Origin of the sequence: Pseudorhizobium endolithicum (assembly GCF_902153245.2) — a bacterium.
Classification (GTDB): domain Bacteria; phylum Pseudomonadota; class Alphaproteobacteria; order Rhizobiales; family Rhizobiaceae; genus Neorhizobium; species Neorhizobium endolithicum.
Genome location: NZ_CABFWF030000010.1, coordinates 47522 through 62605, shown reverse-complemented (window position 1 = coordinate 62605; position 15084 = coordinate 47522). Strand labels below are relative to the sequence as shown.

Annotated in this window: 23 protein-coding genes, 2 tRNA genes and 1 pseudogene; 23 read left to right on the top strand and 3 right to left on the bottom strand. The window is 61.0% G+C overall.

Annotated elements, in window-relative coordinates:
• Nucleotide 1: 1 nt before the first annotated feature.
• The gene (locus tag RTCK_RS06190) at nucleotides 2-613 is read left to right on the top strand and encodes a DsbA family protein (RefSeq protein WP_142592163.1); all 612 of its coding nucleotides are present in this window, start codon (nucleotides 2-4) and stop codon (nucleotides 611-613) included.
• A gap of 114 nt (nucleotides 614-727) precedes the next feature.
• A complete protein-coding gene (locus tag RTCK_RS06185) occupies nucleotides 728-1486 on the top strand; it encodes a L,D-transpeptidase (protein ID WP_142592162.1) in 759 nt (252 codons plus the stop codon).
• Between the two features lie 574 nt (nucleotides 1487-2060).
• On the opposite strand, the gene cysQ is transcribed toward RTCK_RS06185, so the two are convergent.
• Nucleotides 2061-2846 carry a 3'(2'),5'-bisphosphate nucleotidase CysQ gene (gene cysQ, locus RTCK_RS06180; protein ID WP_142592161.1) on the bottom strand — a complete coding sequence of 262 codons (786 nt, stop codon included), beginning with the start codon at nucleotides 2844-2846 and terminating at the stop codon, nucleotides 2061-2063.
• A gap of 11 nt (nucleotides 2847-2857) precedes the next feature.
• Entirely contained in the window at nucleotides 2858-3748 is an 891-nt protein-coding gene (locus RTCK_RS06175; protein WP_142592160.1) for a TrmH family RNA methyltransferase, read from the bottom strand.
• Nucleotides 3749-3944: 196 nt separating this feature from the next.
• Here RTCK_RS06175 and RTCK_RS06170 point away from each other — a divergent pair.
• The 3 genes from RTCK_RS06170 (at nucleotide 3945) to modA (ending at nucleotide 5136) form a co-directional block, all read left to right on the top strand.
• Nucleotides 3945-4029: transfer RNA gene (locus RTCK_RS06170), tRNA-Tyr, on the top strand.
• 24 nt (nucleotides 4030-4053) lie between these two features.
• Nucleotides 4054-4127, top strand: a tRNA-Gly gene (locus RTCK_RS06165).
• 229 nt (nucleotides 4128-4356) lie between these two features.
• A complete protein-coding gene (gene modA / locus RTCK_RS06160; protein WP_142592159.1) occupies nucleotides 4357-5136 on the top strand; it encodes a molybdate ABC transporter substrate-binding protein in 780 nt (259 codons plus the stop codon).
• A gap of 105 nt (nucleotides 5137-5241) precedes the next feature.
• Here the strand turns inward: modA and RTCK_RS20780 are convergent.
• Nucleotides 5242-5408 (bottom strand): annotated as a pseudogene (locus tag RTCK_RS20780) (winged helix-turn-helix domain-containing protein); the annotation flags it as partial.
• 287 nt (nucleotides 5409-5695) lie between these two features.
• Here RTCK_RS20780 and tuf point away from each other — a divergent pair.
• The 18 genes from tuf (at nucleotide 5696) to rplF (ending at nucleotide 15075) form a co-directional block, all read left to right on the top strand.
• A complete protein-coding gene (tuf, locus tag RTCK_RS06155) occupies nucleotides 5696-6871 on the top strand; it encodes an elongation factor Tu (protein WP_142520911.1) in 1176 nt (391 codons plus the stop codon).
• A 307-nt stretch (nucleotides 6872-7178) separates the two neighbouring features.
• Nucleotides 7179-7487: a 30S ribosomal protein S10 gene (gene rpsJ, locus RTCK_RS06150; protein WP_003547547.1), complete on the top strand. Its 309-nt coding sequence runs from the start codon at nucleotides 7179-7181 to the stop codon at nucleotides 7485-7487.
• Between the two features lie 38 nt (nucleotides 7488-7525).
• Nucleotides 7526-8167, top strand: a complete 642-nt coding sequence (rplC, locus tag RTCK_RS06145) for a 50S ribosomal protein L3 (RefSeq protein WP_142520910.1) — start codon at nucleotides 7526-7528, stop codon at nucleotides 8165-8167.
• A 13-nt stretch (nucleotides 8168-8180) separates the two neighbouring features.
• The gene (gene rplD / locus RTCK_RS06140; protein WP_142592158.1) at nucleotides 8181-8801 is read left to right on the top strand and encodes a 50S ribosomal protein L4; all 621 of its coding nucleotides are present in this window, start codon (nucleotides 8181-8183) and stop codon (nucleotides 8799-8801) included.
• Nucleotides 8798-9091 carry a 50S ribosomal protein L23 gene (locus RTCK_RS06135; protein ID WP_142520908.1) on the top strand — a complete coding sequence of 98 codons (294 nt, stop codon included), beginning with the start codon at nucleotides 8798-8800 and terminating at the stop codon, nucleotides 9089-9091. Before rplD ends, RTCK_RS06135 begins: the two co-directional genes overlap by 4 nt.
• Before the next feature lie 11 nt (nucleotides 9092-9102).
• Nucleotides 9103-9939, top strand: a complete 837-nt coding sequence (rplB, locus tag RTCK_RS06130) for a 50S ribosomal protein L2 (RefSeq protein WP_142520907.1) — start codon at nucleotides 9103-9105, stop codon at nucleotides 9937-9939.
• Between the two features lie 15 nt (nucleotides 9940-9954).
• Nucleotides 9955-10233, top strand: a complete 279-nt coding sequence (gene rpsS, locus RTCK_RS06125; protein WP_028735901.1) for a 30S ribosomal protein S19 — start codon at nucleotides 9955-9957, stop codon at nucleotides 10231-10233.
• Nucleotides 10234-10235: 2 nt separating this feature from the next.
• On the top strand, nucleotides 10236-10625 hold the full coding sequence (rplV, locus tag RTCK_RS06120; RefSeq protein WP_037151099.1) for a 50S ribosomal protein L22: 390 nt from the start codon (nucleotides 10236-10238) through the stop codon (nucleotides 10623-10625).
• Nucleotides 10625-11362, top strand: a complete 738-nt coding sequence (gene rpsC, locus RTCK_RS06115) for a 30S ribosomal protein S3 (RefSeq protein WP_142520906.1) — start codon at nucleotides 10625-10627, stop codon at nucleotides 11360-11362. The genes rplV and rpsC overlap by 1 nt, the downstream gene beginning before the upstream one ends.
• A 38-nt stretch (nucleotides 11363-11400) precedes the next feature.
• Nucleotides 11401-11814 (top strand): 50S ribosomal protein L16, encoded by a 414-nt coding sequence (gene rplP / locus RTCK_RS06110; RefSeq protein ID WP_142520905.1) that lies wholly within the window; start codon nucleotides 11401-11403, stop codon nucleotides 11812-11814.
• Between the two features lie 12 nt (nucleotides 11815-11826).
• A complete protein-coding gene (gene rpmC, locus RTCK_RS06105; RefSeq protein WP_142592157.1) occupies nucleotides 11827-12027 on the top strand; it encodes a 50S ribosomal protein L29 in 201 nt (66 codons plus the stop codon).
• Nucleotides 12028-12039: 12 nt separating this feature from the next.
• Nucleotides 12040-12276, top strand: a complete 237-nt coding sequence (gene rpsQ / locus RTCK_RS06100) for a 30S ribosomal protein S17 (RefSeq protein WP_142520903.1) — start codon at nucleotides 12040-12042, stop codon at nucleotides 12274-12276.
• A gap of 233 nt (nucleotides 12277-12509) precedes the next feature.
• Nucleotides 12510-12878: a 50S ribosomal protein L14 gene (rplN, locus tag RTCK_RS06095; protein ID WP_052638136.1), complete on the top strand. Its 369-nt coding sequence runs from the start codon at nucleotides 12510-12512 to the stop codon at nucleotides 12876-12878.
• A gap of 12 nt (nucleotides 12879-12890) precedes the next feature.
• Nucleotides 12891-13199, top strand: a complete 309-nt coding sequence (rplX, locus tag RTCK_RS06090) for a 50S ribosomal protein L24 (RefSeq protein WP_142520902.1) — start codon at nucleotides 12891-12893, stop codon at nucleotides 13197-13199.
• Nucleotides 13192-13749, top strand: coding sequence for a 50S ribosomal protein L5 (gene rplE, locus RTCK_RS06085; protein ID WP_142592156.1), 558 nt, complete (start codon nucleotides 13192-13194; stop codon nucleotides 13747-13749). The genes rplX and rplE overlap by 8 nt, the downstream gene beginning before the upstream one ends.
• A gap of 33 nt (nucleotides 13750-13782) precedes the next feature.
• Nucleotides 13783-14088, top strand: a complete 306-nt coding sequence (gene rpsN, locus RTCK_RS06080; RefSeq protein ID WP_142520900.1) for a 30S ribosomal protein S14 — start codon at nucleotides 13783-13785, stop codon at nucleotides 14086-14088.
• 12 nt (nucleotides 14089-14100) lie between these two features.
• On the top strand, nucleotides 14101-14499 hold the full coding sequence (gene rpsH / locus RTCK_RS06075; protein ID WP_142520899.1) for a 30S ribosomal protein S8: 399 nt from the start codon (nucleotides 14101-14103) through the stop codon (nucleotides 14497-14499).
• A gap of 42 nt (nucleotides 14500-14541) precedes the next feature.
• Nucleotides 14542-15075, top strand: coding sequence for a 50S ribosomal protein L6 (gene rplF, locus RTCK_RS06070; protein ID WP_142520898.1), 534 nt, complete (start codon nucleotides 14542-14544; stop codon nucleotides 15073-15075).
• Nucleotides 15076-15084 lie beyond the last annotated feature (9 nt).

The following is a 15084-nucleotide window of genomic DNA, read 5'->3' as shown; positions in this document are numbered from 1 at the left end:
GATGATTACCCGCAGAAACCTGCTCGCCGTGACCACCGGCACTGCCGCTTTCGCGGCCGTCCTTCCAAGGATCGCCTTCAGCCAGGAGATCACCGAGAAGACCGTTTTCCATGATCCTGACGCGCCGGTTCTCGGCAATCCCGCGGGCGACGTCACTGTCGTCGAGTTCTTCGATTATCAGTGCCCCTACTGCAAGAAGATCCACCCGATGCTGGAAAAGGTCGTTCGCGAGGACGGTAATGTCCGGCTGGTGCTGAAGGACTGGCCCGTCTCCGGAGGTGCCTCGATCTTTGCTGCCCAGGCAGTCCTCGGAGCCGCGCAGATCGGCAAGTACGAGCCTGCCATGGGAGCGCTGATGAAGACGACGGGCAAGCTGACCGAAGAAGCCGTGGAGAAGGCACTGACGGGCGCGGGCCTCACCATGAAGGAGATTGCTGCCGCCGTGAACGAGCACAGCGCCAAGATCTCTGGCCTGCTCGACCGCAACTACAGTCAGGCGCTTGCCTTCAACTTCGCAGGCACGCCGTCCTTCGTCATCGGCCGGACGACCTTCGCAGGCGTGCTCGACGAGAAGGGGCTGAAGGAGGCGATCGCGGAGGCCCGCGCGGCCTGAGCGGCCCGAGCGGATGGGTTCGACGGCGCGCACGCGAGCCCTCGTCGTCACTTAAGGCTGCCTTAAGGCGGGCAGGCTTGGAAGCAGCCTTCGAGATCAACAGAGAGTACCCACATGGCCTATGACATTCAGACTGACGAGAGAACGACCAGCTCAACCGGACGGCGGGTTGGTGCAGGCTTGCCAAGGCGCTCCTTCATCCTTGGTGTAGGGGCGATCGCCGTTTCTGGCTGTGTATCAACCGAGCCGCCGCCCGTCGTGACGATCGCCGAACCGCCGCCTGCGCCCAAGCCGGTGGTTCCGCCCATGTATTATGCGATGCCGAACGAGCGATTTCCGATCCCGGAAGTGGATATCAGCCAGCTACCACCTCAGTTCTGGCGAACCGAGGTGGACTATCCGACAGACGAGAAGCCTGGAACCCTCGTGGTCGATACGCCCGGCAAATATCTCTATCACGTCAAGGCAGATGGGCGCGCCATGCGCTATGGGATCGGCGTTGGACGTGATGGATTTGCCTGGGCTGGGGAGGCCATCATGGCTTACAGGCGGGAATGGCCGCGCTGGACGCCGCCCGACTCTATGGTCGCAAGAAATCCCGAACTGGAGCCCTACAGCATCGCCAATGGCGGCATGGATCCCGGGATCAACAATCCGCTTGGCGCACGCGCCCTCTACATCCATGAAAACGGCAGAGACACGCTCTATCGTATCCATGGATCTCCGGAAGCCTTCAGTATCGGAAAGGCTGTTTCTTCCGGATGCATCCGGCTCATAAATCAGGATGTGATACACCTTCACGACGAAGTTCGTGATGGCAGCCGGATCGTGGTCATCCCCGATCCAACGATGAAGCATCTGCTCGTCGGCTGAACTTCAGATTGATCCGCATGTGAAATCACAGGGTCCGCCCGACAGAGCACCATTCCTGGGAACAGTTCATCGATTTGGGCAGATGCAATCCGGTTGCTGCCGCTTTCTGCCGGCGCTGAAAGTGGCGGTCTGCTGATGGCAATTTGTCTTGCACGGCACACCCAGGTAGATCTCGGTCGAACACCGGCTGCTGCCGCTGGTAGGTCCAGCGCGCGCATCTTCGGCATCAGAGATTGAACTTCTGTTCCGCCTACCGCGGCAACTGGATCGGATGGTAGTCGATTCGACTCCTCGTGTCCGGGGGGAGTTCAGCATCTCAAGCAAGCCGTCTGAGCGTAGGCACCAGAGACTTCAGGTCGGGTAGTCAGTGGGATCAAGGATCGTAGCAGGGCGGCGACCCGTGATCCCATCAAGGTCATCACGAAGATCCATGCTTGCTCAGGTCGAGGCGTCCTGGGACATGCACCCAATCCCACATTTCGAGGATCGCCGCCCATAGTTGGTTCGCACTTTCTCCCCGTCGCTGCACCATTTTCCTTACGAAGAGAATGCCTGTTGAAACTTGAGGCGGCCTTCAGCCACCTGAAGCGATGAAGTCGGGATTCGCGAAGTCTGGCTGATCGCTGCGTGCCGTCTTGCCATAGGCGAGGGGCGCTCCGTCCAATGTCCTGGTCCGTCCGCCTGCGGCCCGCAGGACGGCGTCGCCTGCCGCCGTGTCCCATTCCATGGTACGTCCAAAACGCGGATAAAGGTCGGCAAGCCCCTCCGCGAGGAGGCAGAACTTGAGTGACGAGCCGAGCCGGCGGATCTCGGTGATTTCATGCCGCTGCAGATATTCCTGCGTCTGGAGCGATCCGTGTGAGCGGCTTGCAAGCGCAACGGGCGCGGGCGGGGCGTGGCGGACGAAGATCCGGCTCCGCTCCGTCACCTTGAAGTCAGCGCCGATGCCCAATTTCCATGCGCCTGCGCTGCTTCCGCAGTAGGCGACCGCCTGTGCGGGTGCATAAACCACGCCCAGGACAGGCGCTCCCTCATGAACAAGCGCAATATTTACAGTGAATTCCGGCCGCTGAGCAATGAACTCGCGCGTACCGTCCAGCGCGTCCACCAGGATGAATCGATCGCCGATCGTCCGGACATTGCCTCTCGCCACCTCTTCTTCGGCGATTACTGGAATATCGGGCGCAATCTTCGTCAGGTACTGGAGGATGATTCGCTCCGCCCGTTCATCCGCCTCCGTGACCGGCGAATGGTCGGCTTTCTCCTTCACGACCGGGTTTCGCCGGTAGAATTCAAGGATGGAGCGCCCCGCCGCCAAGGCGGCCGCCTCAAATTCCTCGAGAAGTTCATCGTTTCGCATTGGCGATCGCGTCACGCTGCCGACGGAGCATTCCGCATCAAGTGCGTCCGTGCCGCATAGAGGGCGACGGCAGCCGCATTCGACACGTTCAGCGACTTGATGGCGCCGGGCATGTCGAGCCGTGCCAGTGCCTTCACCGTTTCGCGCGTTTTCTGCCGCAGCCCTTTGCCTTCCGAGCCGAGGACGAGCGCGATCTTGTCTGCGGCGAAACTGCCTTCAAGGGGCGCGGGACCTTCCGAATCAAGCCCTATCGTCTGGAACCCCAGGGCATGCAGTTCCTCCAGCGCAAGCGCCAGGTTCGTGATCTGGATATAAGGTATGAGTTCCAGCGCGCCGGAGGCGGATTTGGCCATGACTCCAGACTCCGTAGGGCTGTGTCTCTGGGTGGTGACGAGCGCGCCTGCTCCGAATGCGACTGCCGAACGCATGATCGCCCCGACGTTGTGAGGGTCCGTGACCTGATCGAGCACCAAGAGGAGAGGGCTTTCCTTCAGCGCTTCCAGGCGTTTCACCGGCAGCGGCCGGGTTTCGAGCATCACGCCCTGGTGGATGGCATCCGGCCCAAGCACCTTGTCGATGTCGGGGGGAGAAACGAACTCCACCGGATAGGGCAGGGTAGATGGATCCGGAAGCTCGAGGCGGGCAAAGGCATTCTGCGTCACGGAAAGCCTGATGATCTTCCGTTCAGGATTATTGAGTGCCGCGCGCACCGTATGAAGGCCGTAAAGATAGACCTGATCCGGCAGCAGCTCCGGCGCCTTCCAGCCGACTGCCTTGTCGCGTTTGCGTCCCGACGGCGTCGGAATTTCGCCGCGCTCGCGCTTTGCGTCGCGTACGGCGCGGCGGAGATTGGCATAATGGCTGTCCCGGCCGGACTTGTCGTGCTTGTCGTTCTTGCTCATGGGGCCTTATAGCCCCGACGCCTTTCGGAGCCTAGCCGGTCGTCGCGCAATAACCTCCGCTGGGCGCGCGTTTTTTTTCGCGGAATAGGCGGCCGACCCGTGTTGACAGACGAGCGGGAGGCCGTCATATACGCGGCGCAGATCGAAGCCCGGCGCCTCGATCTGACGAGCTTGGCTTCGATCCCGACGGATAAATGGAGGGATGCCCGAGTGGTTAAAGGGGACGGACTGTAAATCCGTTGGCTCAGCCTACGTTGGTTCAAATCCAACTCCCTCCACCATTCGTCACCGGATCGGCCAGCCCCGCGGGTATAGCTCAATGGTAGAGCAGCAGCCTTCCAAGCTGAATACGCGGGTTCGATTCCCGCTACCCGCTCCATATCCTCTCCTCTTCGCACGTCTACGGAATGGCCGGTCGATCCGGCCCCCTGCGATCGCGTCCCAAGGCCTCGTAGACGGGTGCGCTTTCTCGCTCCTGGGACAGCAAGCGGACGGTAGCGAGCCCGTTATCTTCAACGCATCGCCAGGCCGCGTGCTACCGAAAGGAGATATAGACTGAGCTGCCGTGCTCGCTATGGTTCAAGAACATAACGAAGCGGAGGTAGCGCATGATCGGACCACTTTCGAGATGGGCAAGGGGTGCCGCTCTCGCATGTGCCGTGCTCGCGGCGGGGGCTTCGGCGACTGCCGCTCAGGAGGCGGTCACAGTCTTCGCCGCCGCCAGCATGAAGAACGCTCTGGATGCGGCGAGTGACGCGTGGACCAAGGAGAGCGGGGTCGCGGTGTCCGTCTCCTATGCAGCCAGCTCTGCCCTAGCGAAACAGATCGAGGCCGGTGCCCCGGCTGATCTCTTCATCTCCGCGGACCTCGCCTGGATGGATTACCTCGACGAACGTGCGTTGATTGACGGGGAGAGCAGGGTGGACCTTTTCGGCAACCGTATCGTGCTGATCGGCGGGCAGGGCGCGGAGCCGGTGGAGATCAAGCCCGGTTTCGATCTCGCAGGCCTGCTCGGCGGCGGAAAGCTCGCCATGGCTGCCTCCGATTCGGTTCCGGCAGGCAAATACGGCAAGGCGGCGCTCGAGAGGCTAGGCATCTGGCCTTCTGTCGAGGCGAGCGTTGCCGGTGTCGAGAACGTCCGGGCGGCCCTGCTTTTCGTTTCGCGCGGCGAGGCGCCGTACGGCATCGTCTACCGCACGGATGCTGCGGCCGATCCCGGCGTGACCGTCGTCGCAACCTTTCCCGAGGAAACGCACTCGCCGATCGTCTACCCGGTTGCGCTGCTGGCCGGCACCGGCAATCCGCAGGCTGCCGAATACCTGGAGTTCCTGAAATCCGACGAGGCGAAGCCTTTCTTCGAAGCGGAGGGTTTCGAGGTTCTTCGCTGACGGTGGGCCTCAGCGACGGATCCGGCTCGACTCGGATGAGCACCACGGGTGCCGCACCGACGTCAGCTACTCCATATGGCCGTCGACTGCCAGTCGCGCTTGCTCCTCCTCATGGAATATTCGGTTCATCTCGTCGGCCGGCATCCACGCCCGGCGATAGGACATGTCCATGGCGCGCCCCCCGGCGGAAATCGATCCGTGGATGCGGATGTTCTCGAGAAGCTGGATCTTCCGCGGCCGAGGCGGTGGCTGTCGCTGAAGTCGAGGCGCATGACGAGGGTGGGTTAGGCTGTTTCGTCTGGCATGGTCATCTCGATCACCTTCGGGAGCGGATCATGACAGGGATAGTCCATGCCTCGCAGGTTGCCTACTCCGGCAGCCGCCCTGCATCCCCCACCTGCATACGCTATGACCGGCCCCCTGCCGCGGCGCCGCGGATCCACATGGCGGGCACCGTGGCGGCCGAGCATTTATGTCTTGCGCATCGCGAGCGAAAGCCTTAAACGGCCACACCAAACCCGCGTGCCGGGTCCACATCCATGTCCACAGGAAGCATTCAATGGCAAAGAGCAAGTTTGAGCGGACCAAGCCGCACGTCAACATCGGCACGATTGGTCACGTTGACCACGGCAAGACGTCGCTGACGGCGGCGATCACGAAGTTCTTCGGTGAGTTCAAGGCGTACGACCAGATCGACGCTGCTCCGGAAGAGAAGGCGCGCGGCATCACCATTTCGACGGCGCACGTCGAGTATGAGACGCCGAACCGCCACTATGCGCACGTCGACTGCCCCGGCCACGCCGACTACGTGAAGAACATGATCACCGGTGCCGCCCAGATGGACGGCGCGATCCTGGTCTGCTCGGCCGCCGACGGCCCGATGCCGCAGACGCGCGAGCACATCCTGCTTGCCCGCCAGGTCGGCGTTCCTGCGATCGTCGTGTTCCTCAACAAGGTCGACCAGGTCGACGATGCCGAGCTTCTCGAACTCGTCGAACTGGAAGTCCGCGAACTCCTGTCGTCCTACGACTTCCCGGGCGACGACATCCCGGTCATCAAGGGCTCGGCTCTTGCTGCCCTGGAAGATTCGGACAAGAAGATCGGCGAAGACGCGATCCGCGAACTGATGGCTGCGGTCGACGCCTACATCCCGACGCCTGAGCGTCCGATCGACCAGCCGTTCCTGATGCCGATCGAAGACGTGTTCTCGATCTCTGGCCGTGGTACGGTTGTGACGGGCCGCGTCGAGCGTGGCATTGTCAAGGTCGGTGAGGAAATCGAGATCGTCGGCATCCGTCCGACCATCAAGACGACCTGCACGGGCGTTGAAATGTTCCGCAAGCTGCTCGACCAGGGCCAGGCCGGCGACAACATCGGCGCGCTGCTTCGCGGTGTCGACCGCAACGGCGTCGAGCGTGGCCAGATCCTGTGCAAGCCGGGTTCGGTTAAGCCGCACAAGAAGTTCAAGGCCGAAGCCTACATCCTGACGAAGGAAGAGGGCGGCCGTCATACGCCGTTCTTCACGAACTACCGTCCGCAGTTCTACTTCCGCACGACGGACGTGACGGGCATCGTGACGCTTCCGGAAGGCACGGAAATGGTTATGCCGGGCGACAACGTGACGGTTGACGTCGAGCTGATCGTTCCGATCGCGATGGAAGAAAAGCTGCGCTTCGCGATCCGCGAAGGCGGCCGCACCGTCGGCGCCGGCATCGTCGCTTCGATCGTCGAGTAATGGTTTGCCGGAGGCGCAGGGCTGCCCTGCGCCTCCGGTGACAGAATCTTTAAGCAAGACGCCGGTGGCGACTTGCTTATGACACGAAAATGTAGCAAATGGCGCGCGAGCGCGATTTGCCCCTGCTTCGAATGGGGCAGGGAACTGCAATCAACAATAAGGTGGGCCGCTCGGCCCGAAGAGTGGAAAGGGATGCCGCACCCCGGTGTCCCCTTCGATCTTTGAAACCGGTGGTCCGCCTTAGGTAGAAGAAAAACCCGTGCCGTATTGCGTGCACGTGGAAAACGAAGAACAAGGATAACGTCGAATGAACGGCCAAAATATCCGCATTCGCCTGAAGGCATTCGATCATCGGATTCTCGACGCCTCTACGCGCGAGATCGTGTCGACGGCGAAGCGCACCGGTGCTAGTGTCCGGGGCCCCGTTCCGCTTCCGACCCGAATCGAGAAGTTTACGGTTAACCGGTCCCCCCACATCGACAAGAAGAGCCGCGAGCAGTTCGAGATGCGCACGCATAAGCGCCTCCTCGACATCGTAGATCCGACACCCCAGACGGTAGACGCGCTGATGAAGCTCGATCTCGCCGCCGGTGTCGATGTTGAGATCAAGCTCTGAGACGTCTCGTCTCGAGCTGAGTGAGAAGGATTGAACCGATGCGTTCGGGTGTAATTGCACAGAAGGTGGGAATGACCCGCGTCTACAACGACGCCGGCGAGCATATCCCGGTAACGGTACTGCGGTTGGAGAACTGCCAGGTCGTTGCTCATCGCACCAAGGAAAAGAATGGCTATACGGCTGTTCAGCTCGGTGCGGGCACTGCCAAGGTAAAGAACACGACGAAGGCCCTGCGCGGCCATTTCGCCGTGGCCGAGGTCGAGCCGAAGTCGAAGCTCGTCGAGTTTCGCGTTTCCGAAGACAACATGATCGACGTCGGCACCGAGCTGAAGGCCTCGCATTTCGAAGCCGGTCAGCTCGTGGATGTGACCGGCACCACGATCGGTAAGGGTTTCGCCGGCGCCATGAAGCGCCACAACTTCGGTGGTCTTCGCGCCACGCACGGTGTGTCGGTTTCGCACCGTTCGCATGGTTCGACCGGTTCCAACCAGGATCCGGGCCGCGTCTGGAAGGGCAAGCGCATGGCTGGTCACATGGGCCAGACGCGCGTCACCACGCAGAACCTGGAAGTCGTGTCCACCGACGAAAACCGTGGCCTGATCCTCGTCAAGGGTGCCGTCCCCGGCTCCAAGGGCGCCTGGATCGTCGTTCGCGACGCCGTCAAGTCGGCTGCGAAGTAAGGGAGCCAAGCAAATGGAATTCAACGTCAAGACCCTCGAGGGAAAAGACGCTGGCAAGGTCTCCCTTTCGGATGAGATCTTCGGCCTCGATCCCCGCGAAGATATCCTGGCCCGCATGGTTCGTTGGCAGCTCGCCAAGAAGCAGCAGGGCACCCACAAGATCAAGAACCGTTCGGAAGTCTCCCGCACCGGTGCGAAGATGTACAAGCAGAAGGGTACGGGCCGCGCTCGCCACCACTCCGCTCGTGCTCCTCAGTTCCGCGGCGGTGGCAAGGCCCACGGTCCGGTCGTTCGCAGCCATGCCCATGACCTTCCCAAGAAGGTCCGTGCGCTTGCTCTGCGCCACGCCCTGTCGGCCAAGCTGAAGGCGGAAGACCTGATCGTCGTCGATAGCCTGGTGGCGGCGGAAGCCAAGACCAAGGTGCTGGCCGGTTCGTTTGCGTCGCTCGGCCTCACCAATGCTCTGTTCATCGGTGGTGCGGAGCTCGACAACAACTTCAAGCTCGCCGCTCAGAACATTCCGAACGTCGATGTTCTGCCGGTTCATGGCATCAATGTTTACGACATCCTGCGTCGGGGCAAGCTCGTGCTGTCCAAGGCTGCGGTTGAAGCTCTAGAGGAGCGTTTCAAGTGACCGATCTTCGCCACTATGATGTGATCGTCTCGCCGGCGATCACCGAAAAGTCGACGCTGGTATCCGAGCAGAACCAGGTTGTCTTCAACGTTGCCAAGGATGCTTCCAAGCCCGAGATCAAGGCCGCCGTCGAGGCGCTGTTCGGTGTGAAGGTCAAGGCCGTCAACACGCTGGTCCGCAAGGGCAAGGTAAAGCGTTTCCGCGGCTTCATTGGCAAGCAGAAGGACGTGAAGAAGGCCGTCGTCACGCTGGTCGAAGGCCAGTCGATCGACGTCTCCACCGGACTCTGAGGTAAAGAACAATGGCATTGAAAAGCTACAACCCGACGACCCCGAGCCAGCGTCAGCTGGTCATCGTCGACCGGTCCGGTCTTCACAAGGGCAAGCCGGTCAAGGCGCTGACGGAAGGTCTTTCCAAGAGCGGTGGCCGTAACAACCTCGGCCGCATTACCGCCCGCTTCATCGGCGGCGGTCACAAGCGTACCTATCGCCTGGTCGACTTCAAGCGTCGCAAGTTCGACGTCGAAGGCACGGTCGAGCGTCTGGAATACGACCCCAACCGCACCGCGTTCATCGCTCTCGTCAAGTACGAGGACGGCGAACTGGCCTACATCCTCGCTCCGCAGCGCCTTGCTGCCGGCGACAAGGTCATTGCTTCCGACAAGGCTGTGGACGTAAAGCCCGGCAACACCATGCCGCTCCAGTACATCCCGGTCGGCTCGATCGTTCACAACGTCGAGATGAAGCCGGGCAAGGGCGGCCAGATTGCTCGCTCCGCCGGCACCTACGTACAGCTCGTCGGCCGCGACCAGGGCATGGCTATCCTGCGCCTGAACTCCGGCGAACAGCGCCTCGTTCCGGGATCCTGCCTCGCCACCGTTGGCGCCGTATCCAACCCGGACCACGGCAACATCAACGACGGCAAGGCCGGTCGTACCCGCTGGCGCGGCAAGACCCCGCATAACCGCGGTGTCGTCATGAACCCGGTCGACCACCCGCACGGTGGTGGTGAAGGCCGCACCTCCGGTGGTCGCCACCCGGTGACCCCGTGGGGCAAGCCCACCAAGGGCAAGCGTACGCGCTCGAACAAGTCGACCGACAAGTTCATCATGCGTTCGCGCCATCAGCGCAAGAAGTAAGAGAGGTAGTCAGGAATGGCTCGTTCAGTATGGAAAGGCCCGTTTGTTGACGGCTATCTTCTCAAGAAGGCTGAGAAGGTTCGTGAAGGCGGCCGCAGTGAAGTAATCAAGATCTGGAGCCGTCGCTCCACGATCCTGCCCCAGTTCGTCGGTCTGACGTTCGGCGTCTACAACGGCAGCAAGCACGTGCCCGTTAGCGTCAACGAAGACATGGTTGGTCACAAGTTCGGGGAATTCTCCCCGACGCGGACCTACTACGGTCATGGCGCAGACAAGAAGGCGAAGAGGAAGTAACGATGGCGAAGGCAAAGACCGAACGCCGGCTGAAGGACAACGAGGCGCAAGCCGTTGCCCGTACGCTTCGCGTCAGCCCACAGAAGCTGAACCTCGTTGCCGCCATGATCCGCGGCAAGAAGGTCGACCGCGCGCTTGCTGAGCTGGAATTTTCCCGCAAGCGCATCGCAGGCACGGTGAAGAAGACCCTCGAGTCCGCAATCGCCAATGCCGAGAACAACCATGACCTCGACGTCGACAGCCTGATCGTATCGGAAGCATACGTCGGCAAGTCGATCGTCATGAAGCGTTTCCACGCTCGCGGTCGCGGCCGCGCTTCCCGTATCGAGAAGCCCTTCGCGCACCTGACGATCGTGGTTCGTGAAGTCGAGGAAAAAGGGGAGGCCGCATAATGGGCCAGAAAATCAATCCGATCGGCTTCCGCCTCGGCATTAACCGCACCTGGGATAGCCGCTGGTTCGCGGACAATGCCGAGTACGGCCAGCTGCTGCACGAGGATCTGAAGATCCGTGCGTACCTGATGTCCGAACTGAAGCAGGCAGGCATTGCCAAGGTGGTCATCGAACGTCCGCACAAGAAGTGCCGCGTCACGATTCACTCGGCACGTCCGGGCCTGATCATCGGCAAGAAGGGCGCCGACATCGAGAAGCTCCGCAAGAAGCTTTCCGAGATGACCTCTTCGGAAACGCACCTCAACATCGTTGAAGTGCGCAAGCCGGAAGTTGACGCGACGCTGGTTGCCCAGTCGATCGCTCAGCAGCTCGAGCGCCGCGTGGCGTTTCGTCGTGCCATGAAGCGTGCCGTTCAGTCGGCCATGCGTCTTGGCGCCGAAGGCATCAGGATCACCTGCGCCGGCCGTCTCGGCGGGGCGGAAATCGCTCGTACCGAGTGGTACCGCGAAGGCCGCGTGCCGCTTCATACGCTCCGCGCCGACATCGACTACGGGACGGCTGAAGCCGAGACCGCATTCGGCATCTGCGGGATCAAGGTCTGGATCTTCAAGGGTGAAATCCTTGAGCACGATCCGATGGCATCCGAACGCCGCGCCCTGGAAGGCGACGCCCAGGGTCCGGCAAGCCGTGAACGTGGCGATCGTGGCGACCGTCGCCGCGAACGCGAAAACGCTTGATTAGCGCTGGCGAAAGATAAGCTCGGAGAAGTAAGAAAATGTTGCAGCCAAAGCGTACCAAGTACCGCAAGCAGTTCAAGGGCCGCATCAAGGGTGTGGCCAAGGGCGGCTACGACCTGGCATTCGGCGAATTCGGCCTGAAGGCTCAGGAACCGAACCGCGTGAACGCTCGCGAGATCGAAGCGGCTCGCCGCGCGATCACCCGTTACATGAAGCGCGCGGGTCGCGTATGGATCCGCGTCTTCCCTGACGTCCCGGTTACTGCAAAGCCCACAGAAGTTCGTATGGGTAAGGGTAAGGGTTCGGTCGAATACTGGGCTTGCAAGGTCAAGCCTGGTCGTATCATGTTCGAGATCGACGGCGTTTCGGAAGAAATCGCACGCGAGGCTCTTCGCCTCGGTTCTGCCAAGCTCTCGGTCACGACGCGCTTCGTTCAGCGCATCGCAGAGTAAGGAGAAGGCACGATGAAAGCCGAAGACGTACGCGGCCTCAGCGCCGACCAGCTCAAGGACAAGCTCGCCGAGCTCAAGAAGGAGCAGTTCAACCTGCGCTTCCAGAAGGCTACCGGCCAGCTCGAGAAGTCCTCGCGCATCAACGAAGTCCGCAAGGACATCGCCCGCGTGAAAACCATTGCCCGCCAGAAGGCGGCAGAAGCCAAGGCCTAAAGGAAGAATAATATGCCGAAACGCATTCTGCAGGGCGTAGTCGTTTCCGACAAGAACGAGAAGACCGTTGTTGTCCGTGTCGAGCGCCGATTCGCGCACCCGCTGCTTCAGAAGACGGTCCGCCGTTCCAAGAAGTACAAGGCGCATGACGAAAACAACCAGTACAAGGTAGGTGACGTCGTTTCCATCCAGGAATGCGCGCCGATCTCCAAGGATAAGCGCTGGACGGTGGTTGCCGCCCAGGCTTGATTGCAGAGAATTGCGCCGGGGCCTTGCTTCTGGCGCAGATTCCTGTATGAAGCACGCCATCGGCGCAGGACGCTCGGCAACGAGCGTTCTTTTGCTTTGAGCGCAGGGAAGGTCCCTTTCAGGGAAACCACCTTGGCAAGATCCATCCCGCGCACAATGAAATTCTGTCCATAAGCCGGATCGGGGCGTTCTCGCGCCCGGTCGGTCCGGTCATTAGAAAAAGGCGACCTGACATGATTCAGATGCAAACAAACCTCGACGTGGCGGATAATTCCGGCGCACGTCGTGTCATGTGCATCAAGGTGCTGGGCGGCTCCAAGCGCAAGTATGCTTCGATCGGCGACGTGATCGTCGTTTCGATCAAGGAAGCCATCCCGCGCGGCCGCGTGAAGAAGGGCGACGTGATGAAGGCGGTTGTTGTGCGTACCGCCAAGGACATCCGCCGCGCCGACGGCAGCGTCATCCGCTTCGACAACAACGCGGCGGTCCTCATCGACAACAAGAAAGAGCCGATCGGCACCCGTATCTTCGGACCGGTTCCGCGCGAACTTCGCGCCAAGAACCACATGAAGATCATCTCGCTGGCTCCAGAAGTACTGTAAGGAGCGGGATCCATGCAGAAGATCAAGAAGGGCGACAACGTCGTCGTACTCACTGGCAAGGACAAGGGCCGTACCGGTGAAGTTCTCCAGGTTCTGCCGAAGGAAGACCGTGCGGTCGTTCGCGGCGTCAACATGGTGAAGCGCCACCAGCGTCAGACTCAGACGCAGGAGGCCGGCATCATCAACAAGGAAGCATCCATCCACCTGTCGAACATCGCGATCGTCGCGAAGGACGGCAAGCCGACCCGCGTCGGCTTCTCCGTCGTCGATGGAAAGAAGGTGCGAGTCGCCAAGCGTACGGGAGATGTGATCGATGGCTGAGGCAAAGTACGAGCCGCGGCTCAAGCAGGAATACGTTTCCCGTATCCGCGCGGCTCTCAAGGAGCAGTTCTCCTATTCCAACGAGATGATGATCCCGAAGATCGACAAGATCGTCATCAACATGGGTGTCGGCGAAGCGACGGCTGATTCGAAGAAGCCGACGGTTGCTGCCGCCGACCTCGCTGCGATCGCCGGCCAGAAGCCGGTCATCACCCGCGCCCGTAACTCCATCGCCGGCTTCAAGGTCCGCGAAGGCATGCCGATCGGTGCGAAGGTGACCCTGCGCGGCGCCCGCATGTATGAATTCCTCGACCGCCTGATCAACATCGCGCTTCCGCGCGTTCGCGACTTCCGCGGCCTGAACCCGAAGAGCTTTGACGGCCGTGGCAACTTCGCCATGGGCATCAAGGAACACATCGTGTTCCCTGAGATCAACTACGACAAGGTTGATCAGATGTGGGGCATGGACATCATCGTTTGCACGACGGCCAAGACCGACGACGAAGCCCGGGCTCTTCTGAAAGAGTTCAACTTCCCGTTCCGTCAGTAACCGTAACGACGAGCGTAGAAAAGGAACTCCGATATGGCGAAGACCAGCGCAGTTGAAAAGAACAAGCGCCGCCGCAAGACCGTTGCCAACCAGGCTGCCAAGCGCGCAGCTCTAAAGGCGACCATCATGAACCAGGAACTGCCGATCGAAGAGCGGTTCCAGGCAACCCTGAAGCTCGCCGCGCTGCCGCGCGATGGATCGAAGACGCGTATCCGCAACCGTTGCGAAGTCACCGGCCGCCCGCGCGCTTTCTACCGTAAGCTCAAGATGTCGCGTATCGCGCTTCGCGAGTTGGGCAACCTCGGCAAGGTGCCGGGCGTCGTCAAGTCGAGCTGGTAAGGAGACGGTTAGATGACCATGACTGATCCGTTGGGCGATATGCTCACCCGCATCCGCAATGGTGCCGCTCGCCGCAAGTCGACCGTGACCACGCCCGCTTCCAAGCTGCGTGCGCGCGTTCTCGACGTTCTGCAGGCCGAAGGCTACATTCGCGGCTATTCCCAGACCGATTACGGTAACGGCAAGTCCGAGATCGAGATCGAGCTGAAGTACTACGAAGGCGCATCCGTTATCCGGGAAATCGGCCGCGTGTCGAAGCCTGGCCGCCGGGTATATGTCTCCGTGAAGTCGATTCCGCAGGTCGCGAACGGCCTCGGCATCACCATCCTTTCGACTCCGAAGGGCGTGATGGCCGATCACCAGGCTCGCGAACAGAACGTTGGTGGCGAGGTTCTCTGCTCGGTCTTCTAAGACAGGGCAGGGATCTCCAGAACGAACAGACAGGATAAAACAATGTCTCGTATCGGTAAAAGGCCCGTTCAGGTTCCTGCAGGTGTTACGGCTAGCGTTGATGGCCAGAAGGTAACTGCCAAGGGCCCGAAGGGCGAGCTCTTCTTCGTCGCCAATGACGAAGTGAAGCTGGAAATGAACGACAACGCGGTTTCGGTGACCCCGATCAACGACAGCAAGGACGCCCGCTCCAAGTGGGGCATGTCGCGCACGATGATCGAGAACATCTTCCGCGGCGTCAAGGACGGCTACGAGCGCAAGCTCGAGATCAACGGCGTCGGCTACCGTGCCGCCATGCAGGGCAAGAACCTGCAGCTGCAGCTCGGTTTCAGCCACGATGTGGTCTATGAGCCGCCGCAGGGCATCACCATTGCCGTTCCGAAGCCGACGGAAATCGTCGTGACCGGCATCAACAAGCAGCAGGTCGGTCAGGTTGCCGCGGAAATCCGCGAATACCGTGGTCCCGAGCCCTACAAGGGCAAAGGCGTCAAGTACGCCGAGGAACGGATCGTCCGCAAGGAAGGCAAGAAGAAGTAAGGACGAGCG

Bases quoted from the DNA above. Each gene is read 5' to 3' on its own strand.
- RTCK_RS06190 (WP_142592163.1), top strand. From the start codon at position 2: ATGATTACCCGCAGAAACCTGCTCGCCGTGACCACCGGCACTGCCGCT.
- RTCK_RS06185 (WP_142592162.1), top strand. From the start codon at position 728: ATGGCCTATGACATTCAGACTGACGAGAGAACGACCAGCTCAACCGGA.
- cysQ (WP_142592161.1), bottom strand. From the start codon at position 2,846: ATGCGAAACGATGAACTTCTCGAGGAATTTGAGGCGGCCGCCTTGGCG.
- RTCK_RS06175 (WP_142592160.1), bottom strand. From the start codon at position 3,748: ATGAGCAAGAACGACAAGCACGACAAGTCCGGCCGGGACAGCCATTAT.
- modA (WP_142592159.1), top strand. From the start codon at position 4,357: ATGATCGGACCACTTTCGAGATGGGCAAGGGGTGCCGCTCTCGCATGT.
- tuf (WP_142520911.1), top strand. From the start codon at position 5,696: ATGGCAAAGAGCAAGTTTGAGCGGACCAAGCCGCACGTCAACATCGGC.
- rpsJ (WP_003547547.1), top strand. From the start codon at position 7,179: ATGAACGGCCAAAATATCCGCATTCGCCTGAAGGCATTCGATCATCGG.
- rplC (WP_142520910.1), top strand. From the start codon at position 7,526: ATGCGTTCGGGTGTAATTGCACAGAAGGTGGGAATGACCCGCGTCTAC.
- rplD (WP_142592158.1), top strand. From the start codon at position 8,181: ATGGAATTCAACGTCAAGACCCTCGAGGGAAAAGACGCTGGCAAGGTC.
- rplB (WP_142520907.1), top strand. From the start codon at position 9,103: ATGGCATTGAAAAGCTACAACCCGACGACCCCGAGCCAGCGTCAGCTG.
- rpsS (WP_028735901.1), top strand. From the start codon at position 9,955: ATGGCTCGTTCAGTATGGAAAGGCCCGTTTGTTGACGGCTATCTTCTC.
- rplV (WP_037151099.1), top strand. From the start codon at position 10,236: ATGGCGAAGGCAAAGACCGAACGCCGGCTGAAGGACAACGAGGCGCAA.
- rpsC (WP_142520906.1), top strand. From the start codon at position 10,625: ATGGGCCAGAAAATCAATCCGATCGGCTTCCGCCTCGGCATTAACCGC.
- rplP (WP_142520905.1), top strand. From the start codon at position 11,401: ATGTTGCAGCCAAAGCGTACCAAGTACCGCAAGCAGTTCAAGGGCCGC.
- rpmC (WP_142592157.1), top strand. From the start codon at position 11,827: ATGAAAGCCGAAGACGTACGCGGCCTCAGCGCCGACCAGCTCAAGGAC.
- rpsQ (WP_142520903.1), top strand. From the start codon at position 12,040: ATGCCGAAACGCATTCTGCAGGGCGTAGTCGTTTCCGACAAGAACGAG.
- rplN (WP_052638136.1), top strand. From the start codon at position 12,510: ATGATTCAGATGCAAACAAACCTCGACGTGGCGGATAATTCCGGCGCA.
- rplX (WP_142520902.1), top strand. From the start codon at position 12,891: ATGCAGAAGATCAAGAAGGGCGACAACGTCGTCGTACTCACTGGCAAG.
- rplE (WP_142592156.1), top strand. From the start codon at position 13,192: ATGGCTGAGGCAAAGTACGAGCCGCGGCTCAAGCAGGAATACGTTTCC.
- rpsN (WP_142520900.1), top strand. From the start codon at position 13,783: ATGGCGAAGACCAGCGCAGTTGAAAAGAACAAGCGCCGCCGCAAGACC.
- rpsH (WP_142520899.1), top strand. From the start codon at position 14,101: ATGACCATGACTGATCCGTTGGGCGATATGCTCACCCGCATCCGCAAT.
- rplF (WP_142520898.1), top strand. From the start codon at position 14,542: ATGTCTCGTATCGGTAAAAGGCCCGTTCAGGTTCCTGCAGGTGTTACG.